The sequence below is a fragment of the Ruegeria atlantica genome (assembly GCF_013032505.1).
In the GTDB taxonomy this organism is placed as follows: domain Bacteria; phylum Pseudomonadota; class Alphaproteobacteria; order Rhodobacterales; family Rhodobacteraceae; genus Ruegeria; species Ruegeria atlantica_F.
Genome location: NZ_WQCG01000002.1, coordinates 234666 through 260648, shown reverse-complemented (window position 1 = coordinate 260648; position 25983 = coordinate 234666). Strand labels below are relative to the sequence as shown.

The window sequence follows — 25983 nt, the reverse complement described above, 5'->3', positions numbered from 1 at the left end:
CCCGCCTCCTATTTTAGGCAAACTGGTAAAACGGCCTGCTTTTAGTGACGGACCAAGAGCGCTCATTCAGACCTCTAGCCACTCCTGCCGGATGTCGTCATTTTCGCGCAGAGCCTGCGGAGAACCTTCGAAAACCATGTGCCCATGGCCCATGACATAAACCCGGTTGGTCACTCGCAAAGTGATGGTCAGCTTTTGCTCGACCAATAGGATCGAAACCCCACGCTCGGCAATTTGCAGCAGCAAATCCCCTACCTGCTCGACGATCTTTGGAGCCAGGCCTTCGGTCGGCTCGTCGATCATGATGAAATCGGGATCACCCATCAGCGCGCGGCAAATGGTCAGCATCTGCTTTTCACCGCCTGACATGACTGAGGCATCCACATCCGCGCGGTTTCGCAGGTTGGGGAACATCTCGAACATGTCTTCCATGCACCAGCGGCCATCGCCATCCTTTTGGCCGGGTTTCAGCCCCAGCATCAGGTTCTGGCGAGTTGTGAGACCGGGAAAGATATCTCGGTTTTCAGGCACATAGCCGATCCCGGCTTTGGCTATCTCAAAGCTCTTGCGGCCTGCGATCTCCTCATCGCGGAACTGGATCGACCCGTGTGGGGCGACCTCGCCCATGATGGCTTTGCAAGTGGTTGAACGCCCAACCCCGTTGCGGCCTAGCAGCGATACGATTTCGCCCTCACCTACCTCAAGGTTTACCCCCTGAAGAATGTGACTTTTGCCGTAATAGGCGTGCAAGTCGGTGACCTGAAGCATTACACCGCCTCCTCTTCCAAACTTGCGCCCAGATAGGCTTCTTTCACTTTCGCAGATGCACGCACAACGTCCGGCGTGTCAGACTCGATCACTTCGCCATAAACAAGGACCGAGATTTTGTCCGCCAGATCGAAAATCACGCCCATGTCGTGCTCAACAATCAATAGCGTCTTATCCTCGGTAACGTTGCGGATCAGATCGACGATCAGGTCGGTCTCTGAATGGCTCATCCCGGCGCAGGGTTCGTCCAGCAGGATGATATCGGCACCACCCGCGATCGTGATCCCGATCTCAAGTGCGCGCTGTTCGGCATATGCCAGCGTGCCAGCCAGTTCATTCCGGCGCGAACTCAGATTGATCTGCGCCAGAATTCCCTCGGCCTTTTCAGTCACGTCCAGCTGCCGGCCAATCATGTGCCAAAAAGAATAGCGATACCCCATTGTCCACAACAGCCCACAACGAATGTTCTCAAACACCGTCATGTTAGGAAAGATGTTGGTGATCTGGAACGACCGACTAAGGCCGCGGCGGTTGATCTCGAACGGCTTCAATCCGGTGACATCTTCGCCGTGCAGGAATACCCCACCTGAGGTCGGCGCGAACCGTCCGGTGATCAGGTTGAAAAGGGTCGATTTCCCGGCCCCGTTCGGCCCGATGACGGCGTGGCGCTCACCCTTGGCGATCTGCAGATCCACGCCTTGGATGATCTTGGCCAGACCAAAGCTTTTCTCGAGGTTTTTCAGCTCGATTGCGGGAGCGCTCATGCCCGATCCTCCGCATGGTTCGCGTTGTCCCAGGCATCACGGATTTCCGGCAAAACGCGCGACACCAGGAAGAGTGAGATTGCGGCGATGATGGCAGCCAGCGCCACCGCCTGATAACCGCCACTGTCAAATGCAATGCCATAAAGGTGCATCTCGTGATCGCCACCGTAGCCGTGCCGCTTGTGGAACAGGATTTCCAGAATTGCAGCCAGAGACAAGACACTGGTGATCGCGGGGATCGCAACCTTGACATAGGGCTTGATCAGCAGCTTCAGTTTTCCAAGTGCGAACGGGCGTCGGTGCATCGCGATCAGCCCGGCAAATCCAGACGGGAAGAACATCACGCAGGCCACGAACAAAATGCCAAGATACAGGGCCCAAAGCTCGGTATGCAGTCCAAGAACTGTTTGAAGCAAGGTAAACACGACTGCCCCGATGATCGGCCCGACAAAGAAACCAGCCCCACCAATGAAGGTGATCAACAGGATCGAACCGGACGTAGCAAGGTTCAGGTTTTCCTCAGTCAGGATCTCGAAGTTGATCGCGAACAATGACCCCGCAACGCCGGCGAAGAAGCCCGATGCACAGAAAGAAATCCAACGCACATTGCGTTGGGAATAGCCTAGAAACTCGGCACGTTCCTCATTGTCGCGTACAGCGTTGGCGATCCGCCCGATCGGCGTGCGCGAGAACAGGTACATCAGCAGTGCTGCAACCAACAGCCAAACGACAGTCAGATAATAGACCTCTTGCTGCGTCAGGAATTCATACCCAAACACCGGTGGCCCCATCGTCCGGTCGCCCGAGATACCTTCTTCGCCGCCAAAGAACACAACGATGATGACCGAACAGGCGGCGATCAACTCTCCGACACCCAGCGAGATCATGGCGAATACCGTGCCAGCCCGTCGGGTCGAAAAGCTGCCGATCAGGAAGGCAAAAATCAGACCGAACAGACCGCCAATAAGAGGCAAAAGTGGTAGTGGCAGCCACAGCCCGTCCTCAACCATGTTCATCACATGTATGGCGAAAAATCCGCCAAGACCCATATAGACCGCATGACCAAAGGACAGCATACCACCCTGCCCCAGCAACATATTGTAACTCAGTGCGAAAACGATGGTGATCGCCATCTGGTTCATGATCGTCAGCGCCGAACTGGTCTGAAACACAAACGGCAGGCACAGCAGAAACAGCGCGGCAAAAGCCCAGGGTATCGTGTTTGACAGCGAAATCAGGCGGGTCGTGCCCGCGGTCAGGGGCGTCTTACTTACGATAGTCATGATTCACGGTTCCCCATCAGACCCTGCGGACGCAGGACAAGAACGATGATCATCAGTAGGTATGGCAGGATCGGGCCCAGCTGAGGCAGTGTCAGCGTCCACAGGTCCTGCAACGGATGATCCCAGATCATCTCTGGTTTGGTAAAGCCGATCGCGGTCAGTATTTGTTCGGCCGTGACGTCGTAGGCTGTGGCGAAAGTCTGAAGCCAGCCGATTATCAGGGATGCAACCAAAGCGCCCCAGAGCGAGCCCAGGCCGCCAATCACTATGGTCACGAATACGATTGAACCAAGCTGCAAGGCCATGCCTGGGAAAACGCCCAGAACCGGACCGGCGATGACGCCAGCCAGACCGGCCATCGCGGTACCAACGCCGAATACGCACATGAAGACCAGCGGCACGTTGTGACCCAGGTTTTGGACGGTTTCAGGATAGCTGAGCGCGGCTTGAATAGTCATGCCGATACGTGTCTTGGTCAGAATGTAAAGCAGTGTCAGGAATATCCCCATCGCCACGGCGATCATGAAAACCTTGTAGGCAGGGAAGGCATTTCCGGCGATTGCAAAGGCTGCAAAATCCAGCGCTGCAGGTTCCGAGAAGGGAAGCTGGCTTTTGCCCCAGAAGAATTGAACGGCCTCTTCAATCAGCAGAGCAAGACCAAATGTAAAGATCAGTTCCGGCACGTGCCCGTATTTGTGAACCCGTCTCAACCCGTATCTCTCGATCAAGGCTCCGATGATCCCGACGATCAGTGGCGCGATCAGCAAACCAGACCAAAACCCGGTGACGAGGCTGATCTGATAGGCGAAATACGCCCCCAGCATGTAAAAACTGGCATGAGCAAAATTCAGAACGCCCATCATTGAAAAGATCAGTGTCAGACCGCTGCATAGCATGAACAGCAGCAAACCGGTCACAAATCCATCCAACACGTTCACGAGGAACAGCGCCATTACGTGTCTCCCTGCAATTTTTTGAGTGGTGGCCCGCCCGGCATTCGGACGGACCAACAGAGGGGTAAGAGAGTTATGGGCGCTTCATCTCGCACGTGGTTGCCGAGTCATTGGACGCCAGTTCGACAACAGTCTCGGCAACCATACCGCGGCCAGATTTGTCGTATTCAAAAGCGGCCCCAGGTGTCTGACCCTGTACCGTCACAGTCTGGATTGTCTGGTGATCGCTTTCACGCATTACGGTCTTGCCGGTGACGATGCTGTCGTACTCCATGCCTTCCAGCGCGTAAGCGATTGCTTTGATGTCTGTCGCATTGCCAACTTCGTTAATTGCGGCGGCTAGCATCGGTGCGACATTCGCCATCTGTGGCTGACCGAAATCCAGATCCGGGAAGTTAACGTAAAAGGCCTCGATGAACTCTTGCGCTTCTGGCGTCGGGGCCGGGTTCACCTGACCCGCGCCAACCAGCTTGACGATACCATCACCTTCCTCACCAAAGGCTGCGGTAATACCCGACGTTGCGCCATAGTAGGTGTAGATCGGCTTGTCGAAACCAGCACCCATAACCGCCTTGCCCAGACCGACCATATCTCCGCCCCAGTTCCCAGTGATCACGGCATCTGCACCTGAACCGACAATCTTGCGCGCGTAAGGTGTGAAGTCTTTGACCTTACCGATCGGGTGCAACTCGTTCCCGACAATCTCGATGTCGGGGCGCTTTTCTTTTAGGAAGCGCTGCGCTGCCGCAGCAACGGCCTTGCCAAAAGAATAGTCCTGACCGATCACGTAGACCTTTTTGATGTCTGGGTTGGCCGCAATGTCGTCAGTCAGCGCGTCCATTTTGATGTCAGCATTGGCGTCGAAGCGGAAATGCCAAAACTGGCACTTGTCATTGGTCAACGCAGGGTCAACAGCCGAATGATTGAGGAAGATAACGGGATCATCAGGATTACGGCGGTTATGCTTAGCGACGGCTTCGGTCAGCGCATTTGCCACACCGGATGATGCGCCCTGGGCTATGATGCGAATGCCCTGATCCATTGCAACCTGAAGCTGGATGAGGGATTCCTTGGCGCTGATCTTGTTGTCGAAGGGCACCATCTCGAACTCGGCCTGCCCATTCAGCAAGGCGCCGGGTTCATTCACCAATTCTTTAACGCTGTGGCGATAGATCGCCAGACCTTGGGTTCCCGTTGTCGCAAACGGCCCGGATAGCGGATCAATGAACGCGATTCGTATTTTTTCCTGTGCCGCGGCCACCCCCGCGACGAGACCAGCGGCAAGCGCGGACGCCATCATCAAATTGAACTTATTCATTTCTTCCTCCCTGTTGACAGCAGGCGGTAGGTTTCAGCCTGTCGTACGATCCACACTTAGGTGAGTGATCGATCACTATACTCATGGCTGTTTGTTAGTGTGTCAATGAATTACTGACGAAGTTGAGAACTTCATAACGTTCGCGAAACAAATTCGGCAGTGCGTCAGCAAAATGAATAGTTTCATCACAATTAGAGTGAACGCGCCCCAATTTTCTTTAAAAATAAAGGGCAAGACCGAATTATTTAAAACCCTATGTTCAGATGCGCACTGATCTACAGGCGGAAACCAAATCGATTCAAACAAATCGTTGACATTTTTTTTCTTCGCGTAATATCATTTGTGTACTAACGAGAAATTTCTCATCAGGACAGACACTTTGCGGTATCTCTCTCCCAATACGCTCGACGATGCGTTTGATTTGCTGACCACTCATGATCTGACGGTTGTAGCTGGCGGCACTGACTTTTTTCCGTCCAGGCAACGCCATGAACTGCACACTGATATCTTGGACGTCACAAGGATTGACGGCATCTCGGGTATCAATCTTTCAGATAGTCGTTGGAGAATCGGGGCCGCTACAACCTGGACAGACATAGCCCGTGCCGATCTGCCCACCGCATTCAGAGGGCTGCAAATGGCCGCCCTTGAAGTCGGCAGCCTTCAAATCCAAAACAGTGGAACGATCGCAGGGAACCTGTGCAACGCCTCTCCTGCTGCGGACGGCGTGCCACCGTTGCTTACGCTTGATGCCAGCGTCGAACTTGGCTCGATCCGAGGCTTCCGCGAAGTTCCAATGTCAGAGTTCATAACCGGCGTGCGGAAAACGGCGCTGTCCGATGATGAAATTGTGACTGCGATTTACCTGCCCGATCCACCCAAAGGAACTGTTGGCCATTTCGAGAAACTCGGCGCGCGGCGCTACCTAGTCATTTCAATCACGATGACATCGGTCATCATCGGCCTGGATGAAAACTGCCAGATCAACTATGCCCGCGTCGCCGTAGGGGCTGCCTCCGCCGTGGCGCAAAGGTTGCTTAGCCTCGAAGCAGACCTAATTGGCAAAACGCCTGAAGCCGTTGAAGTCTCATCAGGCCATTTGGCTCCGCTCAGCCCGATTGATGACGTCCGCGGGGATGCCGCATTCCGATTGGACGCAGTGGCCGAGCAATGCGTCCGTGCAATCGCAGAAGCGGGACGTTTCCATGGATAAGCGCGCGGACGACGTCACGACGGAATTCACTCTGAACGGCACCCCTGTCAGCGCGGTGCCGCGTGTAGGTGAACGCCTTTCGGAAATGCTCCGAGAGCGGCTATCGGCTCGCGACGTTAAAATCGGGTGCAATGCCGGCGACTGCGGTGCGTGCACCGTTCTGATTGATGGTGACCCGGTCTGCGCCTGTCTTGTTCCGGCGCAACAGGCCGCTGGGCGATCAGTGGAAACGGTGTCTGGACTGACACGGGATGATCAGATTGCCAAGCGACTGACAATCAGCTTTCAAAACCACGGTGCCGCACAGTGCGGAATCTGCACACCTGGCATGATGACTGCCGCGGTTGCACTGTTGCGTGAGACACCAGAGCCAGAAACCGAACAAGTTCAGGATGCCCTTGGCGGCGTTTTGTGCCGCTGCACAGGCTATCGCAAAATTATCGACGCCGTTGTCGCCGCTGGAGCGCCTGCACTGCCACAAGCGACCGCAGGACATGCGGGCGACGCGATCTGGCGCGTAGACGGGAGCGACAAAGTAACAGGTGCAGAGCTGTTCGGCGACGATGTAGCCCCGGCGGGCACGCTTGAGATCCATGTCATCCGCTCCCCTTATCACCGGGCCGGATTTTCGTTTGGCGATCTGGACGCATGGACCAAAGCCACGCCGGGGATCGAGGCGGTCCTGACCGCAATCGACATCCTCGGACGCAATGTTTTTGGCGTCATTCCGGATTTTGCAGACCAACCCGTCTTTGCGGAAACCGAGGCTCGTTTCCGTGGCGAGGCCGTGGCCGCCATAGTTGGCCTGCCCGAGGTTCTGGCAACATTCGACCCAGCAAGTTTTCCAGTAACGTGGGAAGAACGCCCCGCCGCGCTGGAATCATTTCACGCAATGACGTCTGAGGCCGCACAGCTGCATCAAGACCGCGACGGCAATGTCATGTGTGGCGGCTTCGTGAAATGCGGCGCACCAGAAACCGCTCTGGACAACGCTGAGGTCGTTGTCGAGGGCCATTTCCGCTCGGGCTTTGTCGAGCATGGGTATATCGAGCCCGAGGCCGGTTTCGCCGAGATCGTGAACGGTCGGGTAGAGGTTCACGCTTGCACGCAAGCTCCGGTGATGGATCTGGATGCGCTTGAGATCATTTTGGGCATGCCGCGCGATCAAATCCGTATTGCCCCGACCGGTGTCGGTGGCGGGTTCGGTTCGAAACTGGATATCTCGGTGCAGCCATACCTTGCGCTTGCCGCGCTCAAAACCGGCAAACCGGTGCGACTGACGTACTCACGGACCGAGTCCATGCAGTCCACCACCAAACGCCACCCATCCGACCTGCGGGTCAAGATCGGGGCAACCAAGGAGGGTCGCATCAGTGGAATGACCTTTGACGGGCTATTCAACACAGGCGCTTATGCCAGCTGGGGTCCGACCGTGGCCAACCGGGTGCCAGTTCATGCCTCGGGGCCGTACAAAATCACCGATTACCGCGCCGAAGCCAAAGGCATCCATACTAATTGTCCGCCATCCGGCGCATTCCGTGGGTTTGGCGTGCCACAGTCTGCTATTGCGCAGGAATGCCTGTTTGACGAATTGGCGGACAAACTGGGAATCGACCCGCTTGAATTCCGCATTAACAATGCGCTGGAAAACGGAGTACCCACTGTTTGCGGACAGATATTCGAACAGGGTGTCGGCGTTCGCGCCTGCCTCGAAGCGCTGCGTCCCGCATGGACCAAGGAAAGCAAAACGGCCAAGGCATTCAACGCAAAAAATAACACGTTAAAGCGCGGTGTCGGATTGGCGGCAGGCTGGTACGGGTGTGGCAACACCTCGCTGCCGAACCCGTCGACGATAAAGTCGGGCATCCGGCCCGATGGCAGTTTGGTCCTGCACCAAGGGGCGATGGATATCGGCCAGGGCGCTAATACTGTAATAACCCAAATCTTTGCCACCGCTCTTGGGGTTCCGGTTGCGCAGATTCAAATCATCGGCGCCGATACGGATGTGACACCGGATGCGGGCAAGACCTCGGCCTCGCGTCAGACATATGTATCCGGCAGTGCATCACGTTTGTCGGGCGAAGCGATGCGGGCTCAGATACTGTCCCGCGTGAACGCCGGGTCAGATGCCATGATTTCATTGCGCGCAGGTGCAATTGTCGTAAACGACAACGGGCAGCAACATACGATCGATCTGACCACGCTGGAGCCCGACACCGAAGGTTACGTTCTGCGTGCCGAAGAAACCTATGATCCGCCCACAAAACCGCTGGATGAGAACGGTCAGGGAATTCCTTATGCTCAGTTCGGCTATGCAGCGCACTTGGCCGTGGTCGAGGTGGACACAAAACTCGGCACAGTGAAGCCGATCAAATTCGTAGCCGCCCATGACGTCGGAAAAGCGATCAACCCGATGCTGGTCGAAGGCCAAGTGCAAGGCGGCATCGCGCAGGGTCTGGGCATGGCGCTAATGGAAGAGTACTTGCCCGGCCTTACCGAGAACCTGCACGACTATCTGATCCCGACTATTGGAGACATCCCTCCGATCGAAACTCTGATTATCGAGGAAGAGGATGCCCACGGGCCCTACGGCGCCAAGGGCCTGGGAGAGCACGTGCTGATCCCGACGGCCCCGGCCCTTTTCAACGCAATCAAGCGCGCCTCCGGCGTTCGGCTGACCCAAGGTCCTGCCACGCCTGCAAAACTGCGCGCAGCAATCAAGGAACTGACAGATGGCAACTGAACGCGCCGCTCCTGAGAAGATCCGCTGCGATGCTTGCCCGGTGATGTGCTATATCGCGGACGGCAAAGCCGGAGCTTGCGACCGCTATGCCAACCATGGTGGCGATCTGGTCCGCCTGGATGCGCTGACCATCATCGAAAGCGCAGAAGACAAACGGCTTGTCCCTTTTCTGAAGGATGGCAAAGGCCCCGAAGACTGGGACGGCGACATCGTGCAGGGCAGACGGCCCTTTGTGACCGCCGTTGGTGCGGGCACAACCTATCCCGACTACAAGCCTGCACCCTTCATAGTCAGTCAGGACGTTGCTGGCGTGGACATGGTCACCGTCGTGACCGAAGGGATTTTCTCGTATTGCGGCGTTAAGGTGAAGATCGACACCGATCGTCATATCGGCCACGAGCGCGATGTTGTCCGAGTGAATGGGGAGCCTGTCGGGCATGTTATGACGTCGGAATATGGGTCGAAGATGTTGTCCCTGGGCGGTGTGGAGCACCTGACCGGCGGCAGCAAAAAAGAGGGTCGGGTCACCTGCGATGCGCTACTTCGACTTTGCAACCGCGAAGCCGTCGAGATGGTGATCGGTGAGGAAGAACACGAAACCGCGGTTATTGTTCAGGCTGGCAATGCGCCCATCATCAACGGGGTTGAGGAAAAACTGATGCGGGTGGGTTGCGGCTCGGCCACAATCGGGATGTTCGCCAAGCAGTGGATTGAACATGTAGACGATGTGGTGGTGGTCGACGACCACATCACCGGCGTCCTGTCCGAGCATCAGGCAGGCAAAATGCTGGATGTCGAACCCACCGGCATCAAGATCAATGGCCGCCGTTCGACTCCGGGTCGGTATTTTCAGGTCGCAGAGCCCGGCACCGGCTGGGGCGGTACGGATATAGAGGATCCGCTGAAAATTCTGGGCGATTTCAATCCGAAATTCGCGCGTGAAGGTATGAGCCTGCTAATGGTATCCACCACCGGCGAGCAATATGGCTATTTTGAACTGGATGCCGACTTGAAACCTCAGCCTGTTGAGGTTCCCCCGGCCCTGAAAGCCTCTGCCGAGTTAATCGCCGAAAACTGCGAACCATCGGTCTGTTCGGTTCTGTTCATGGGTGGCGCAGGCGGCAGCTTGCGGGCTGGTGTCACAGAAAACCCGGTTCGTCTTACGAAATCCGTCAAGGACTCACTGACCTTTGTGTCCTGTGGCGGGGCCGAGGCTTATGTTTGGCCCGGCGGCGGTATCACAGTGATGGTTGATGTTCTGGATATGCCCACCGGATCGTTCGGGTACGTGCCAACACCGGCGCTGGTCGCACCTATCGAGTTCACAATGCGTGTCAGTGACTATGGCACGCTGGGCGGACACATGGAGGAGATCAAGCCGGTTTCCGAGGTTGTCTCGGACGAAACCCGCAAGGTGGATCAGTTCGAAAACCAACCCGACCCGATGTCTTCGAAAAATTATCGCTGGGCAAAAGGAGCATAAGGCCGGATGCACCCCACCTCTTCCATATTGCCCTGCGGCCGCAGATTGCATCTGCAACACGGACCGATCGACCTGATCGTCGAGGCAGATGGCGCGCAAGATATCGCATTCAAAGCAGCACGGGTAAGGTTCGAAACGATCCTGAAAGGTTTGGTTGACGAACTGGCACTGTTGAAATCGCCTTTGACGGCTGACGCCACCCGCCCGAATGGACCGGTGGCGCGACGCATGGATGATGCTGCCCGTCCCCATTCGAACGTGTTCGTGACCCGCATGGCCGCCGTTGCAGGAGCCGTTGCAGACGAAATTCTGGCAGCCATGCTGCAAGCCGCGCCGCTGAATCGCGCGTCCGTCAATAATGGCGGCGATATCGCTATTCACTTGGATCACGGTCAGAAATTCCACATCGCTATGAAAGGGCTTGATGGGCGTGATCTGGGGCGCATTTCCATCCATTCAGACGACAAGGTTGGCGGTATCGCCACATCGGGTTGCGGCGGGCGCAGTCTGAGCCTTGGCATCGCCGACAGCGTGACAGTACTGGCCAGCAACACAGCAATGGCCGATGTTGCCGCCACCTTGATCGCCAATGCGGTCGATCTGCCCGGGCATACGGCCATCCGGCGGGTTCCAGCCAGTCAACTGAACGACGACAGCGATCTGGGCGACCTACCCGTTCCGGTTTCAGTCGGTCAACTGTCCGCGGATGACATGCAAGATGCCCTGTCGCACGGCCTGAACACTGCTGAAACTATGCTGAAGCGCGGTTTCATCACCGCTGCTCATCTGTCACTTGGCGCACACTCCTGCCAGGCGGGCGCGTCCCGGCTGGTGAATACAATCCCTCAGAAGGTTCCAGAAAATGCCTGACGTTCAACTGCGAAAAAAGCTGTTTTCGCTTGAAGAAATTTATCACGAAGGCGGACCGGTGTCCGACGCGCCGCTGGTGCGAGTGGCCGCAATGGCCGTGATCGCCAACCCGTTTGCAGGCCGGTACGAACCCGAAATTCAGGGCTTTATGGAAGACCTCAAACCTCTGGGTCTGGAAATGGCACAAGCCCTGATCGACATGCTGGGCGGTCCGGAAAACGTCCAAGGCTATGGCAAAGGTTCCTTGGTTGGTGAAGGCGGTGAGCTGGAACACGGTGCACTGTGGCACGCCCCCGGCGGCTACGCGATGCGCCAGTTGCTGGGCACGGCCAACGCGATTGTGCCCTCATCCAAGAAAGTCGGCGGCGTGGGTGCGCGGCTGGACGTTCCAATCACGCATATCAACGCCTCATATGTACGTAGTCACTTCGATAGCATGGAAGTCGGCTGCAATGACGCCCCTCGGGCCGGCGAACTGGCATTTTCTCTGGTCATGACAACCGGACCGCGGGTGCATTCGCGCTCGGGCGGGCTTGAGGCTTGGGACATCAAAGGAGAGGACGGGCTAAGATGACAAAGATCCGAAAAATCGCCGTCAATATTGAAGAAACCCATATCGAGGCAGGCCGTGAGATCTCGCCCGCGACCCGCAAAGCGGTCGCGGTGGCCGTGATCGAAAACCCCTTTGCCGGGCAATATGTCGAGGATCTGACACCCCTGATGGACACCGGGGCAGAGTTGGGGGCCCTACTTGGCCGCCGCTGCGTCAAGGCCCTTGGCATCGCGCCGGAACAAGCCGAAAGCTACGGCAAATCAGCGATGGTGGGCGAGAATGGCGAGTTGGAACATGCCGCTGCCATCCTGCACCCCAAGCTCGGCGCGCCATTGCGAAAAGAAGTCGAAAAAGGCGCCGCGTTAGTGCCCTCGTCAAAGAAGATGGGCAGCCCTGGGCAGGTGCTGGACGTTCCATTGGGTCACAAGGACGCGGCCTACGTGCGCAGCCATTTCGACGGGATTGAGGTGCAACTAAACGACGCCCCGCGCGCGAATGAGATCATGGTGGCAGTAGCCGTGACGGACAGCGGACGGCCGCTGCCACGCGTAGGCGGACTGACGAATGAAGAGGCAGAAGGCAAGGACGGGCTGCGCTGAATGTAGCAGTTACGCTCTTTAGGGCTGACAATACTTTAAGAAGCCGGGATAACTGGCCGCGAATAAAGATCATTGGGAGGAATTCGTTATGAACCTGATCAGACGCACGGTACTGGGCGCGCTTGCTGCTCTGCCCTTTTCCGGTTTGACCGCCGGGATTACCCTGGCGCAGGACACGATCGTGTTGGGTGAAGTGAACAGCTATACCCGCCTGCCCGCCTTTACCGAACCTTATAAGAAGGGTTGGCAATTGGCGGTCGAACAGATCAACGCCGCAGGTGGGATCGACGGCAAGCAACTGGAAGTGATCAGTCGGGATGATACCGGTGATCCAGCCACCGCGATCCGGATCGCCGAAGAACTGGTCTCGAAAGACGGCGCGGTTCTGATCTTTGGAACATTCCTGTCCAACATCGGATTGGCAGTCTCGGATTTCGCAAAGCAGAAAGAAGTTCTGTTCCTGGCCTCTGAGCCTCTGTCGGACGCGATTGTCTGGTCTAAGGGCAACAAGTACACCTATCGCCTGCGCCCATCGACGCACATGCAGGCCGCTATGCTGGCCGAACAGGCAGCAAAGCTGGACGCTGTGAAATGGGCAACGGTCGCGCCTAACTATGCCTACGGGCAGGATGCGGTGAAGGCGTTCAAATCCGAACTAACCAAGCTTCGCCCCGATGTTGAGTTTGTGGAAGAACAATGGCCACCGCTGTTTAAAATCGACGCCGGTTCTACCGTCCGCGCGCTTGAGGCTGCAAAGCCGGATGCGATTTACAACGTGACCTTCGGTGGCGATCTGGCGAAATTTGTTCGCGAAGGCTCGCTGCGATTCCTGTTCGAGGATCGCGATGTCGCGTCATTGCTGACCGGGGAACCCGAATATCTTGACCCACTTGGGGCAGAAGCGCCCGAGGGATGGATCGTCACCGGGTACCCCTCAACCGATATCGCTACGGATGACCACACGGCATTCGCAGAAGCCTATATTGAGAAGTTCGGCGAAGCGCCCAAAACAGGCTCCATCGTTGGCTATAACTCGATCCTTGCCATCGCCGCAGCACTGCAAAAAGCCGGATCCACCGACACTGACGCCCTGCTGGCGGCAATGGAGGGTTTGGCCGTCGAAAGCAGCCCGACGGGCCCATTCACTTTCCGTGCAGCTGACCATCAATCCACAATGGGTGCCTATGTCGGAAAGACCGGAATGGTCGACGGCAAGCCTGCGATGGTGGATTGGGTCTATGCCGACGGTACAGACTACCTGCCTAGCGAAGACGAAGCAGCAGCCCTGCGCCCGGCGGAATAGGTCGGCTTCGGCGGGGCATAGGTGCCCCGCCCCACTATAAGAACTCAAACAAGGGACGGTGGCACGATGGGGTTCTATTTTGCGCAGCTTCTGACTGGGTTGGCGAACGCTTCGTCGCTTTTTCTTATCGCATCCGGGCTTTCGATCATCTTTGGCGTTACCCGGATTGTGAACTTTGCGCATGGTTCTTTCTACATGATCGGCGCTTACCTCGCTTACACGCTTGTCACTCTCTGGAGCGGCAGCATCCTTGGTTTCTGGGTCAGCGTTATTCTGGCAGCCATGATCGTTGGAATGATCGGCCTTATCATCGAACTCACCATCCTGCGCCGAATTTACCATGCGCCTGAGTTGTTCCAGTTGGTGGCGACATTCGGCGTCGTACTGATCTTTCAGGATGCCACGCTGGCAATCTGGGGCGCTGAAGACTTGCTGGGCCCGCGCGCGCCGGGGTTAGATAGTGCGGTCCGGATCATGGGCGAACCAATTCCCGAATACGACCTTGCCCTAATTGCCATCGGGCCGGTTGTTTTGCTAGCTATCTGGCTCTTGTTTCACAAAACCCGCTGGGGCGTTCTGGTGCGTGCCGCGACCCAAGACCGAGAGATGGTCGGGGCACTTGGCGTCAATCAGGCCTGGTTGTTTTCCGCCGCCTTCGTGTTGGGCTCGTTCCTGGCAGGGCTGGGAGGTGCGCTGCAAATCCCACGCGAGGCGGTATCACTACAAATGGACTTGTCTATTATTGGTGAAGCCTTCGTCGTGGTTGTCATCGGCGGCATGGGCAGCGTGTCCGGCGCGTTTGTTGCGGCGGTTCTGATCTCGGTCCTGAACGCGTTTGCGATCCTGATCTTCCCACAAATCTCAATTGTACTGCCCTTCATCATCATGGCGATTGTCCTGATCTTCCGCCCCCATGGGTTGTTTGGCAAACCAGGCAGCGAAAAAGGCGCGCCGGAGGAGCCGGATCAACCATTGGCGCTGATGGATCAGAAATCGGCAATGGTTCTGATGGCAGCGTTATTGGTTCTGGCACTTAGCCCCTTGTTCACTGCTGACTTTACCTCTGTCCTAATGGTCGATGTGATGGTCGCAACCCTATTTGCCGTGTCGCTGCACTTCATGATGGGGGTCGGCGGCATGGTCAGCTTCGGGCACGCTGCTTACTTCGGCGTTGGCGCTTATGGCGCTGCGATGGCGGTCAAACTGCTTGGGCTGGGCATGATCTCGGCAATGCTCTTCGGTCCGGTTTGCGCGGCCATTGCGGCGCTGTTCTTCGGTTGGTTCTGCGTTCGACTATCTGGCGTTTACCTTGCAATGTTGACCTTGGCGGCGGCCCAGATTCTATGGGGAGTCACGTTCCAGTGGCAGGAATTCACCGGCGGTGATGACGGAATACTTGGCGTGTGGCCTGCCAAATGGGCCAGCTCTGACAATGTCTACTTCTACATCGCGTTCGTTCTTTGTATCGGCGGAATATGGGCTTTGCGCCGCGTGGCCTTTTCTCCGTTCGGCTATATCCTGCGCGGTATTCGCGACAGCCAGACCCGGGCGGAGTCGATCGGCATCGACACCCGGTTCCATCAATGGATGGGCTTTGTGCTGGCTGGCAGCTTTGCCGGTTTGGCCGGGGTCGTCTTTGCGTTCTCGAAAGGCAGCGTCTTTCCCGACAGCCTCAGCATCGGGTTGAGTATCGACGGTCTGATCATGGTTCTGCTTGGTGGCATTCACGCGTTAGCGGGTCCAGTCCTCGGGGCCGGCGCCTTTGTCCTGATTGAAGATTGGGTCACGCGACTGGATTACTGGCGCTTTATTTTCGGAGCCATCATTCTGATCGTTGTTCTACTGGCGCCAGATGGAATTGCGGGCGGTATTCAACGGCTGCTGCGTGGTCTGAAAGGCGGTCGGGCATGACCAACGTTCTCGAGGTTCGCAATCTGTCCAAATCCTTCGGCGGCGTACACGCAGTCAAGGATGTCAATTTTGACCTGAAGGAGGGCGAGTTTCTTGCTCTCATCGGCCCTAACGGCGCCGGAAAGACGACTTGCTTCAACATGCTGAACGGCTATTTGAAACCCAATACCGGCTCGGTATCATTACGTGGCAAGGCTTTGATCGGCCATCCTCCGCGCAAGATTTGGCGTATGGGCGTTGGCCGTACGTTTCAGATTACAGCGACGTTTCTATCTATGACTGTCGTAGAAAACGTCCAGATGGCGTTGATCTCGCATCACCGCCGGGTGTTCGACCTGTTTTCACGGGCCACGCGGCTATACGCGGATGAGGCGATGGCCTTACTAGAGCTGGTCTCGATGCAGGATCAGGCCGGCCGGGCTTGCTCGGAACTGGCCTATGGCGACCTGAAACGCCTGGAACTGGCGATTGCGCTGGCCCACGACCCTGCCCTTCTTTTGATGGATGAACCAACCGCAGGCATGGCGCCGTCCGAACGGCTTGCCCTGATGGCATTGACAGCTGAAATCGTGGCCAAGGGTGGCGTCAGCGTGGTGTTTACCGAACATGACATGGACGTCGTTTTTGCCCATGCCCATCGAATCTTGGTCCTGAACCGTGGCGAATTGATCGCCGAGGGCACAGGATCTGAAATCCGCACCAACCCGCTGGTCCAAGAGGTCTATCTAGGCGGCGGCACGGTCTTTGAAGCGGAGAACAGCCATGCTTGATGTCATGAACCTTGGCGCGTGGTACGGTCGTGCACAAATTCTAAATGGTGTTTCGCTGAACGTCGGCGAAAACGAAGTGGTTGCGCTGATGGGCCGAAATGGTGCCGGTAAATCAACCACAATGAAATCTATCATGGGATTGGTGCGCCACATTGATGGCACCATCCGCTATGCCGAGAACGAGATTCAGAGACAGACCCCTCATGCCATCTGCCGCCTTGGGTTGGGCTACGTCCCCGAAGACCGTCGGATTTTCGGCGACCTGACCATAGAAGAAAACCTCGAAGTTGGGCGCCGCGAACCGCGCCCGGATGCGCCCGAATGGACTCTGAAACATCTGTTCGAGTTGTTTCCCAATTTGGCCGAACGCCGCAAGAATCTGGGCAAGCAACTCTCGGGCGGTGAACAGCAAATGCTAACCATCGCCCGCACGTTGATGGGCAATCCCAAACTTGTCCTATTGGACGAACCATCAGAAGGGATCGCGCCGGTTATTGTCGAACAAATGGCACGCGTGATTGCGGAGCTGAAACGAGAAGGGTTGTCGGTGCTGATCAGCGAACAGAACCTGCACTTTGCGCGGATCGTGTCGGACAGAGCGTACATCATCGAAAAAGGCGAAATGCGGTTCGAGGGCAGCTTTGCTGATCTCGACGAAAATCCAGAAATTTCAAACACCTATCTTGCTGTCTAATACCTTGACCTTGTGGGAGGGACTGGCCTTTGTTTATTGTAGTACAAACAAATGAATCAGGCAGGGGCCGTCATGACGGAATCCATTGAAAGCTATGCGCTTGACGAGCAGGTCGGCTATTTGCTGCGGTTGGCCAACCAACGCCACGCAGCGATATTCCAATCGCACACTTTGGAAGGCCTGACGCCCACGCAGTTTGCCGCCCTGATCCGCATTGCCGATTTGGGCAAGTGTTCTCAAAACCGGTTGGGGCGGCTGGCGGCGATGGATGTTGCGACAATCAAAGGGGTCGTTGATCGCCTGCGCCAAAAAGGATTGACGGTTGTCGAACCCGATCCGGACGACAAACGGCGCACGTTGATTTCGCTATCCCCGGAAGGCGAGGCGATGGTCGCGCAGATGAAAGAGGTCGGCCAACAAATCACTAACGAAACGCTCAAGCCGTTAACGGCGGCCGAACGGCGAAACCTGATCCGTATTCTACGAAAAATCTCATGATTTCACAGGCCGTTTGGCCGACGCCTTGTCCAACCGCAATTCAGATCGGGAGAACCGGATCGGAGTGCGTAAACCAGGCACACCTTCCGGGCTGATCTGCATCTCGCGATGCTGAAACTGCGGGTCGCTCAGCGCCTCGTGGACAGAGTTGATCGGACCGCCCGGCACACCGCGCTGTTCAAGTGCCGCCAAAAAATCTGCCTTATTCCATTTCCGACATGAATTCGTCAGCAGATCTGTCAATGCGGCGCGATTTTCCACGCGATCCGCATTGGATTTGAACCGTGCATCGTCGATCAGACCGGACAGGCCGAGTATTTCGCACAGGCTTGCATATTGCCGGTCGTTTCCGCAGGCAATGATGATATGCCCATCTGCCACCGGAAACACTTGGTAAGGGACGATGTTGGGATGGGCATTGCCCAACCGTGTTGGGCACTTGCCCGAAGCCAGATAGTTCATCGCCTGATTGGCCAGAACGCCCGTCATGCAGTCCAGCAAGCTCAAATCTACGTGCTGCCCCTGCCCCGATCGCTCTCGTTCGGCAAGCGCGGCCTGAATGCCGATCACGCCATACAGGCCTGTGAATATGTCGGCAAAAGCCACTCCGATCTTTTGCGGCTCGCCTTCCGGGTCGCCCGTCAGGTCCATGATCCCGCTCATGCCCTGGATCAGAAAATCGTAACCCGCGCGATGGGCATAAGGGCCATCCTGACCGAAGCCAGTGACAGACGCATAGACCAGCCGGGGATTGACCTGCTTCACGCTGTCATAATCCAAACCGAATTTCTTCAACCCGCCGACCTTGAAGTTTTCAATCAGCACATCCGCATCGCGGATCAGATCCAACAGCTTCGCCCGGTCAACCTCATCCCGGAAATCCAGCGCGATACTGTCTTTGCCCCGATTGGCCGCGTGGAAATAGGCAGCCGTCCTGTCGCCGTCGCGCTCGATGAACGGAGGGCCCCATTTGCGTGTATCATCCCCCTCGGGGCTTTCGACCTTTAGTACATCTGCTCCCAGATCAGCCAGTGTCTGCCCGATCCACGGCCCGGCCAGAATGCGGGCCAACTCGATCACTTTCAATCCGTGCAAGGGGGTGCTCATGGCCTGAACCTTTCAAAATTCTATTACGATCAGCCAGGTTGCTTCCAGGACCGAATCCGATGTCTTGCCCTACAGGATGAGCCCGACGTCATGACAAACGGCTTGCCTGCCACACCACCCTGCAAAAGCGCTCTTTTTTGTTAGTATACTAATTTTTTTCTCTTTCCGGTCAAGAGTCCCACCCCGGGAAGACTTCCTTTGCACAGAAACGTATTGACAGGCAGGTAATTCTCACAATACTCATTTGTATACTAACAATTAGGCAGCCCTATGACTTACGTCGTCACCGATAACTGCATCAACTGCAAATTCACTGATTGTGTGGAAGTTTGCCCTGTGGATTGCTTCTACGAGGGCGAGAATACGCTGGTCATCCATCCCGACGAATGCATCGACTGCGGTGTGTGTGAACCGGAATGCCCAGCCGACGCAATCCGCCCCGACACAGAAGACGGGATGGAGGTATGGGTCGAGCTAAACGGAAAATTCGCGGAAGCCTGGCCTGTCATCACCGAAAAGAAAGACCCAATGCCCGACGCAGACGACTGGAACGGCAAAGAGGGGAAGCTGGCGCTTTTCTCCGAAGCCCCAGCAGAATAGGAGATCAAGATGTCGCTGGATTCTACGACCAAGGCCGAATTCCCAGTTCCCGCGGGCGTGTTCGCCGAAACCGTGACCGAGGTGAAGCACTACACCGACCGGTTGTTCAAATTCCGCATCACCCGCCCAGCATCTTTCCGGTTTCGCTCCGGTGAGTTTGTGATGATTGGCCTGCCAAATGCGGAAAAACCCGTGTTCCGTGCCTATTCCATTGCATCCCCCAACTGGGACGAAGAGATCGAGTTCTATTCGATCAAGGTGCCCGGCGGCCCGCTGACTGAACACCTGCAGAAAATCCGCGAAGGCGACACGATTTTGATGCGCAAAAAGCCCACCGGCACATTGGTCAATGATGCGCTATTGCCGGGTAAACGGCTGTGGATGTTCTCGACCGGAACCGGCATTGCGCCTTTTGCATCGCTGATCCGCGACCCTGAAACTTATGAGAAGTTCGACGAAGTGATCCTAACGCACACCTGCCGAGAACAGGGCGAGCTGGACTATGGCAAGGAACTTGTCGCCGCGCTCAGATCAGATCCGCTGGTCGGCGAGATGGCGCAGAATTTGCGGCACTATTGCACCCTAACGCGTGAGGATTATCCGTTCACAGGCCGGATCACCGATCTGATGGCATCCGGCAAAGTGTTCGACGATCTGGGCCTGTCGCCAATCTCACCTGAAACGGATCGGGGGATGATCTGCGGCTCGATGGCGATGCTGCAGGATACCAAGGCCGCACTGGAGGGGTTCGGGCTGGAAGAAGGCGCGAATAACAAACCTGCAACTTTTGTGGTCGAACGCGCCTTTGTCGATTGACCAACCGGGGCTCTGCCCCGGCCCGACACCGGGATCCGGTGAAATGCTCTCACACCGGATCCCGCGTGTCTCGGGGCTTACTGATTGTCCCGCTTTCCCGTCTTGTTCAGAAACGCCTCCATTCCGGCCCGGGCTTCGGGTGAGGATTGGGCAATCGCGGCAGCCAGGCTTTCAGTAAATAAGCCATCACTGGCCGACATATCGTTAATGCGCGTGATCGCCTGCATCATCATGTAGTTGGACAAAGGCGCATTCTCGGTCACACGCCGGGCAAGCTCCATCGCCTTATCGAACACGGTTCCGTCCGGCTCAACATAATGTGCGAGCCCGAGCTGCAGCCCTTCGTCCGAACCGTATCGGCGACCGGTCAGCATCATCTCCATCATCCGGCTGGCCCCAATGATCCGGCCAACACGTACGGTGGCGCCGCCGCCTACAAAGATCGCGCGCCGTCCTTCTGGCAGTTCATAGAATGTGTCCTGTTGCGAAACCCGGATATGAGCGGTCATGGCCAGTTCCATCCCGCCGCCCAGCACACCGCCGTTCAATGCGGCAACAACCGGAACCCGGCCGTATTCGATCTTGTCGAAAATCCGGTGCCATAGGCGGCATTCATGCATGGCCCCGGCCGCGTCGCGCATCGAATGTTCTAACAGGTCCAGCCCGGCGCAGAAATGCTCGCCGGAACTGCGGATCACCACGGCGCCGATCTCATCGGGAAGGGTATCGAAATAATGCTCGATGTCGAACAGCAGACCGTGATTGATCGCATTGAACTTGGCGGGTCGGTCCATGGTTAGGATACCGACTGGGCCGTCTGTTTCTGAGGTGATATGTGTGTATTCCATTGCAAAGACCTACTTGGGTTCAAGACGGATCGCACCGTCCAGGCGAACGCACTCGCCGTTCAGCATGGTGTTCTCGATCATGTGCGCAGCCAAGCGCGCAAATTCAGCCGGCTTTCCAAGGCGCGCCGGGAAAGGTACCTTGGCGCCCAGGCTGTCCTGAACCTCTTGCGGCAGCAAATCCATCATTGGCGTCGAGAATATACCCGGCGCAATCGCCATCACCCGAATACCTGAACGCGCGAACTCGCGCGCTGCCGGCAGGGTCAGGCTCGCGACGCCACCTTTCGAAGCGGAGTAGGCCGCCTGCCCGACCTGCCCTTCAAAAGCAGCAGCTGAAGCGGCGTTGATGATGATCCCGCGCTCGTTATCCTCAAGCGGGTCGTTTTGCATAATCCGCTCGGCCGCCAGACGCATAACGTTGAAGGTACCGATCAAGTTGATCTGTACGGTTCGGGCGAACCCGCCCAGCGCGGCCGGGCCGTTGCGCCCAACGATCCGCTCGCCATGCGTAACGCCGGCGCAATTGACGATAACGCGGGGCAAACCATTGGCGGCAATCGCCGTGTCCAGCGCCGCTGTGACCTGTTCCTCATTGGTGATGTCGCAGGGCGCGGCTATGACCCCCAGTTTCTCTGCCGCCTCGTCCAGCTTATCGCCGGGCAAGTCAAACAAGGCCACTTTCGCCCCGCAGGATGCAAGATATTCGGCCGTCGCAAACCCCAGCCCTGAAGCACCGCCAGTCACGATTGCGGATGCGTTTTCGATTCTCAATTCAAATCTCCCTGTACGCTTCGAAAGCCATGACGCAACGAAATCAAGCTCCTGTCTTGAACGATTTCCTGTTGCATCATACCCATTGAATCGCCAATTAGTGAACGATCAATAATACATTTGCATACTAACAAACTTTTAGATAGCTTGATTTTCAAATGATGCATCATGCCGCGCCCAGCGCGACCCGATGGCAGGGAGAGGAAAAATGAGCATTTCAGCCCGACAAAAAGAAAACGGCTTGGTGTATCTCGAAAAATTCGCGCCTTCACAGGTGTTACGTGAAGACCTGGGTGACGGCGCCTTTGTCCTGCGCAGCCCCTACCCGCTGAATATGGATGTACAATGTGTTTCCGAATATTTGGAACGCTGGGCCGAAGAAACTCCTGATCGCCTGTTTCTGGCCGAACGCGGGCGGGACGGTGAATGGATTAACGTCACCTATTCCGAAGCTTTGGCTCAAACCCGCTCACTGGCTGCATTTCTTCTCAGCAAGGGCTTGGGCAAAGATCGCCCGCTGTTGATCCTGTCCGGCAATTCGGTCCGGCATGGCCTACTGATGCTGGCCGCTATGCACGTAGGCATTCCGGTGGTGCCGGTATCCGTTCCGTATTCTCTGTTCGACGAGTCGTTGACCAAACTTCGCCATATCATTCGGACCACCAACCCCGGAATGGCCTATGCGGATGATGCCAAAGACTTTGCCCGGGCTTTCGAATACCTCGCCTCGGAAGACATCGAACAGCTGTCGGACAATGGCGCGCTAACGTTTGACCACGCCCTTGAATTCATAGCTGGTGAACAGGTTGCCCAAGCGCGGGCAGCGATCGATCACGACACGTTGGCCAAGATCCTTTTCACCTCCGGCTCGACCGGATTGCCCAAGGGAGTGATCGTCTCGCAGCGCATGATGCTGGCGACGCAAGAAGCCGTAGCCCAGATCTGGCCGTTTCTGGAAAGCGCCCCGCCTGTCGTGGTAGATTGGTTGCCTTGGAACCATACGTTCGGCGGCAACTTCAACTTCAACATGATGCTGCGCAACGGCGGCAGCTTTTATGTCGATGATGGCAAACCCGTGCCGGGAGAAATTGAAAAGACAATTCGCAACGTGCGCGATGTCTCACCCACCCTGTTTTTCAACGTCCCGCGCGGTTTTGACATGCTGTTGCCGGTCCTGCGCGAAGACACTGCCTTTCGCAGCGCCTTTTTCAAACGGCTTGATCTGATCTTTTTCTCAGGTGCCGGGCTACCGGACCATCTTTGGGAAGGCCTGGAACAATTGGGCGTTCAGGAACGCGGCGAAAATATCCCGTTTGTCAGCGCCTGGGGCCTGACCGAGGCGATGATGGCCACCTGTGTGCATTTCCCAATCGACAAGGCGGACGTTATCGGCGTGCCCGGGCCGGGGTCCGAACTCAAGTTCCTGCCCAACGGCGGCAAGCTGGAGATGCGCGTGCGTGGGCCGCATGTGACAACAGGCTATCTGAACAACCCCGAAAAAGCCATTGAGGCATTTGATGACGAAGGGTACTTCCTGACAGGCGATGCGGGACGGCTGCAGGATCCCGATGATCCATCGCAGGGCATCGTTTTTGATGGCCGCATCTCGGAAAACTTCAAACTGATGACGGGCACCTGGGTCGCCGTGGGCAACCTACGTGTTGCCTTACTGCAAGCGCTTAGCCCGATTGCGTCTGATGCGGTCATTACCGGCCATGACCGGACCGAAATTGGCGCGCTACTGTTCCTCAATGCAGATGAGTGCAAAGCCCTTACCGGACGCAATGACACTTTGGCAAGTTATGCCGACGATCCTGCTGTGCGCGCGTTTATTTCCGAGCGGTTGGTCGCGTACAACGCCAGACAAACCGGCAGCGCCACACGCGTGAAACGTGTTCGCGTCGAACGTGATGCCCCGTCGGTTCAAAAGAACGAAATCACCGACAAAGGGTACATCAATCAACGCCTTGCACTGGAGCTGCGGGCCGATGCGGTCGTCGCGCTCTATGACGAAAGCGAGGATGTGATCGTGCCAGGAAAGGGTGCCTCATGATCGACTACACCGCTTCAGAGGCTGAGATTGCCTTTGTCCTCAAGCACACCAGCCGACCTGAGCGTTTGCCGGATTGGAGCGACGATCTGGCCGAGGCCCTAATTTCCGCCCTAGGCCGTTTCATCAACACCGAGATTGCGCCTCTGGACATGATCGGCGAGGAGCAAGGCGCGCGGCTGGAAAATGGCCGTGTGCGGATGCCACCTGAAATGGTCACCGCCTATAAGCGCTATGCCGAAGCGGGTTGGACGGGCCTTTGCGCACCAGAAGAGTTTGGCGGACAGGAGTTGCCACACATTCTGGGTGCCGTTCTGGCAGACATGCTGGCTGGCGCCTGTATTTCCTATGAGATGGTACTGAGCCTGGCGCAGGGGTGCATCCGAACCGTAAGTGCTTCCGGCAATGAAGACCAAAAGGCACGGCTGCTACCGCCGCTGGTATCGGGTGAATGGATGGCCTCCATGTGTCTGACCGAACCGGATGCGGGGTCAGATCTGGGCCGGATCAAGACCACGGCGACACCTGAGGGTAATGGTTACACGCTCAGCGGAAACAAGATCTTTATTTCGGGCGGCGACCACGATTACACCGACAATGTGTTGCATCTTGTGCTCGCGCGGACACCGGATGCCGCGCCCGGCGTGCGTGGGCTAAGCCTGTTTGCCTGCCCCGCAGTGTTACCGAACGGAACACGCAACACGGTTCAAACGGTCCGCATCGAAGAAAAGATGGGCATGCACGGCTCACCCACCTGTCAGATGGCATTCGATTGCGCACAGGCTGAATTGCTGGGCAAGGAAGGTCAAGGACTGGCCACCATGTTCACCATGATGAATGCCGAACGTCTGGACGTGACCCTCCAAGCCGTTGGTCAGATGGATGTCGCGTTTCAGCGGGCTCGGACCCACGCCGCCGGTCGACGTCAGGGCACCACGCCCCAGGGCACCGCGCTGATCACTGAACACGGCGATGTGCAGCGTATGCTGCTGGATATTTACGCCTATACGCTGGGCTGCCGGGCCATGGCGTATCGTACCTTTGTGGACATGGATCTGGGTGCAGATCAGGGCCTGCTGGATATCCTGACGCCGACCTGCAAGGCGTTTGCAACCGATGCGGTCAATGCGGCCTCAAGCCAGGCGGTGCAAATCCACGGTGGCTACGGGTTCTGCAAGGAATACCGGGTTGAACAGATCATGCGCGACAGCCGCATCATGGCCATCTACGAAGGCACCAATGGTGTTCTGGCCACCGGAGTGGCCCGCCGCGCAATTCGGGCAAACGATGGCGCGGCGGCAAATGCATTTGTCGAATTGGTAGCAGAGGGGCCAACCTCCCTGGAACTGGCAGACGCCATCGACGCCTGGAAGGCGGCCACCAAGGCCATGCAGGCAAGCGCCGACATCGGACCATCTGCCACAGATTACATGCGCCTGACCGGCCTGGTTTATTTCGGTCGCGTCTGGGCCGATCTCGAAGCTGCCGCGGATGAGGCCCCGGAACCCGAATTGTTGCGCGCAGCCGCAGCCCACGTCCGGGCGCGCATCCTGCCTGAAGCCGGGTTGCTGCGGCATCTTATCCTCAATCCAGAACCTACGCATTCTGCGGCGATCTTTGCCGCGTGAAAATCAAGGACGACACATGACTGACCTTTCGCTTCCCAAAGCCAGCCCTCAGGCCGACGCGGCATTCCGTTCCGGTCTTGCTGCTGGCAAATTCCTGATCCAGCGTTCAAAAACCACGGGCGAGTACAATTTCTACCCACGGGCCCTCTCCCCCACCACCGGAGCAGACGATCTGGAATGGGTCGAAGCCTCGGGCCGCGGCACCGTCTTTGCCTCGACCATTATCCGGCGCGCTGCAAAGTATGGCGGTGACATCAACAACGTGCTGATTGATCTGGATGAAGGCCCACGCATGTTCAGCCGCATTTTGGACGTGGACAACGAAGCGATCACCATTGGCATGAAAGTACAGGCCGTGGTGATGACCCCCGATTTCGGCCCCAACGCAAAATCCGGCGAAGCCGCCGTGTTCTTCAAGCCCGCGGAATAGGGAATTCAAA

At 56.9% G+C, this 25983-nt stretch carries 24 protein-coding genes; 16 read left to right on the top strand and 8 right to left on the bottom strand.

Features of this window, described 5'->3' with window-relative positions:
* Positions 1-66: 66 nt before the first annotated feature.
* From GOW92_RS08360 to GOW92_RS08340, 5 genes are all read right to left on the bottom strand, one after another.
* Positions 67-768, bottom strand: a complete 702-nt coding sequence (locus GOW92_RS08360) for an ABC transporter ATP-binding protein (protein WP_170559794.1) — start codon at positions 766-768, stop codon at positions 67-69.
* A complete protein-coding gene (locus tag GOW92_RS08355) occupies positions 768-1532 on the bottom strand; it encodes an ABC transporter ATP-binding protein (RefSeq protein WP_170559791.1) in 765 nt (254 codons plus the stop codon). The genes GOW92_RS08360 and GOW92_RS08355 overlap by 1 nt, the downstream gene beginning before the upstream one ends.
* Complete coding sequence (locus tag GOW92_RS08350) at positions 1529-2815, bottom strand: branched-chain amino acid ABC transporter permease (RefSeq protein WP_170559788.1); 1287 nt, start codon at positions 2813-2815, stop codon at positions 1529-1531. Before GOW92_RS08350 ends, GOW92_RS08355 begins: the two co-directional genes overlap by 4 nt.
* Positions 2812-3768, bottom strand: a complete 957-nt coding sequence (locus GOW92_RS08345; RefSeq protein WP_170559785.1) for a branched-chain amino acid ABC transporter permease — start codon at positions 3766-3768, stop codon at positions 2812-2814. The genes GOW92_RS08350 and GOW92_RS08345 overlap by 4 nt, the downstream gene beginning before the upstream one ends.
* Before the next feature lie 73 nt (positions 3769-3841).
* Positions 3842-5086, bottom strand: a complete 1245-nt coding sequence (locus GOW92_RS08340; protein WP_170559782.1) for a branched-chain amino acid ABC transporter substrate-binding protein — start codon at positions 5084-5086, stop codon at positions 3842-3844.
* Positions 5087-5465: 379 nt separating this feature from the next.
* Here GOW92_RS08340 and GOW92_RS08335 point away from each other — a divergent pair, with 379 nt between their 5' ends.
* The 11 genes from GOW92_RS08335 to GOW92_RS08285 all read left to right on the top strand — a co-directional run bounded on the left by GOW92_RS08335 (position 5466) and on the right by GOW92_RS08285 (position 17723).
* Positions 5466-6299 carry an FAD binding domain-containing protein gene (locus tag GOW92_RS08335; RefSeq protein ID WP_170559779.1) on the top strand — a complete coding sequence of 278 codons (834 nt, stop codon included), beginning with the start codon at positions 5466-5468 and terminating at the stop codon, positions 6297-6299.
* On the top strand, positions 6292-9042 hold the full coding sequence (locus GOW92_RS08330; protein ID WP_170559776.1) for a molybdopterin-dependent oxidoreductase: 2751 nt from the start codon (positions 6292-6294) through the stop codon (positions 9040-9042). Before GOW92_RS08335 ends, GOW92_RS08330 begins: the two co-directional genes overlap by 8 nt.
* Positions 9032-10525: a 6-hydroxynicotinate reductase gene (locus tag GOW92_RS08325; protein WP_170559773.1), complete on the top strand. Its 1494-nt coding sequence runs from the start codon at positions 9032-9034 to the stop codon at positions 10523-10525. The genes GOW92_RS08330 and GOW92_RS08325 overlap by 11 nt, the downstream gene beginning before the upstream one ends.
* A 6-nt stretch (positions 10526-10531) precedes the next feature.
* Entirely contained in the window at positions 10532-11395 is an 864-nt protein-coding gene (locus GOW92_RS08320) for a UPF0280 family protein (RefSeq protein WP_170559770.1), read from the top strand.
* A complete protein-coding gene (locus tag GOW92_RS08315; protein WP_170559767.1) occupies positions 11388-11969 on the top strand; it encodes an amino acid synthesis family protein in 582 nt (193 codons plus the stop codon). The genes GOW92_RS08320 and GOW92_RS08315 overlap by 8 nt, the downstream gene beginning before the upstream one ends.
* Positions 11966-12547: an amino acid synthesis family protein gene (locus GOW92_RS08310; protein WP_170559764.1), complete on the top strand. Its 582-nt coding sequence runs from the start codon at positions 11966-11968 to the stop codon at positions 12545-12547. The genes GOW92_RS08315 and GOW92_RS08310 overlap by 4 nt, the downstream gene beginning before the upstream one ends.
* Before the next feature lie 88 nt (positions 12548-12635).
* On the top strand, positions 12636-13850 hold the full coding sequence (locus GOW92_RS08305) for an ABC transporter substrate-binding protein (protein ID WP_170559761.1): 1215 nt from the start codon (positions 12636-12638) through the stop codon (positions 13848-13850).
* A 66-nt stretch (positions 13851-13916) separates the two neighbouring features.
* Positions 13917-15761 carry an ABC transporter permease gene (locus GOW92_RS08300; RefSeq protein WP_170559758.1) on the top strand — a complete coding sequence of 615 codons (1845 nt, stop codon included), beginning with the start codon at positions 13917-13919 and terminating at the stop codon, positions 15759-15761.
* Positions 15758-16531: an ABC transporter ATP-binding protein gene (locus tag GOW92_RS08295; RefSeq protein WP_170559755.1), complete on the top strand. Its 774-nt coding sequence runs from the start codon at positions 15758-15760 to the stop codon at positions 16529-16531. Before GOW92_RS08300 ends, GOW92_RS08295 begins: the two co-directional genes overlap by 4 nt.
* The gene (locus GOW92_RS08290) at positions 16524-17225 is read left to right on the top strand and encodes an ABC transporter ATP-binding protein (RefSeq protein ID WP_170559752.1); all 702 of its coding nucleotides are present in this window, start codon (positions 16524-16526) and stop codon (positions 17223-17225) included. Before GOW92_RS08295 ends, GOW92_RS08290 begins: the two co-directional genes overlap by 8 nt.
* 72 nt (positions 17226-17297) lie before the next feature.
* On the top strand, positions 17298-17723 hold the full coding sequence (locus GOW92_RS08285) for a MarR family winged helix-turn-helix transcriptional regulator (RefSeq protein WP_170559749.1): 426 nt from the start codon (positions 17298-17300) through the stop codon (positions 17721-17723).
* Here the strand turns inward: GOW92_RS08285 and GOW92_RS08280 are convergent.
* Positions 17718-18830: a CaiB/BaiF CoA transferase family protein gene (locus GOW92_RS08280; RefSeq protein ID WP_170559746.1), complete on the bottom strand. Its 1113-nt coding sequence runs from the start codon at positions 18828-18830 to the stop codon at positions 17718-17720. The two genes, GOW92_RS08285 and GOW92_RS08280, sit on opposite strands and share 6 nt — an antisense overlap.
* Before the next feature lie 270 nt (positions 18831-19100).
* Here GOW92_RS08280 and fdxA point away from each other — a divergent pair, with 270 nt between their 5' ends.
* Positions 19101-19430: a ferredoxin FdxA gene (gene fdxA, locus GOW92_RS08275; RefSeq protein ID WP_170559744.1), complete on the top strand. Its 330-nt coding sequence runs from the start codon at positions 19101-19103 to the stop codon at positions 19428-19430.
* A gap of 9 nt (positions 19431-19439) precedes the next feature.
* Complete coding sequence (locus GOW92_RS08270) at positions 19440-20246, top strand: ferredoxin--NADP reductase (RefSeq protein ID WP_170559741.1); 807 nt, start codon at positions 19440-19442, stop codon at positions 20244-20246.
* A gap of 77 nt (positions 20247-20323) precedes the next feature.
* Here the strand turns inward: GOW92_RS08270 and GOW92_RS08265 are convergent, their stop codons facing one another.
* Positions 20324-21094 (bottom strand): crotonase/enoyl-CoA hydratase family protein, encoded by a 771-nt coding sequence (locus tag GOW92_RS08265; RefSeq protein ID WP_170559740.1) that lies wholly within the window; start codon positions 21092-21094, stop codon positions 20324-20326.
* Positions 21095-21103: 9 nt separating this feature from the next.
* Positions 21104-21865, bottom strand: a complete 762-nt coding sequence (locus GOW92_RS08260; protein WP_170559737.1) for an SDR family NAD(P)-dependent oxidoreductase — start codon at positions 21863-21865, stop codon at positions 21104-21106.
* A gap of 208 nt (positions 21866-22073) precedes the next feature.
* Between GOW92_RS08260 and GOW92_RS08255 the strand changes: the two genes are divergently transcribed.
* From GOW92_RS08255 to GOW92_RS08245, 3 genes are read left to right on the top strand one after another with little or no spacing between them, the layout of a single operon-like run.
* Positions 22074-23918, top strand: a complete 1845-nt coding sequence (locus GOW92_RS08255; RefSeq protein WP_170559735.1) for a feruloyl-CoA synthase — start codon at positions 22074-22076, stop codon at positions 23916-23918.
* The gene (locus GOW92_RS08250) at positions 23915-25543 is read left to right on the top strand and encodes an acyl-CoA dehydrogenase family protein (protein WP_170559732.1); all 1629 of its coding nucleotides are present in this window, start codon (positions 23915-23917) and stop codon (positions 25541-25543) included. The genes GOW92_RS08255 and GOW92_RS08250 overlap by 4 nt, the downstream gene beginning before the upstream one ends.
* Positions 25544-25559: 16 nt before the next feature.
* Entirely contained in the window at positions 25560-25973 is a 414-nt protein-coding gene (locus tag GOW92_RS08245) for a Zn-ribbon domain-containing OB-fold protein (protein ID WP_170559731.1), read from the top strand.
* The last annotated feature ends 10 nt before the right edge of the window (positions 25974-25983 follow it).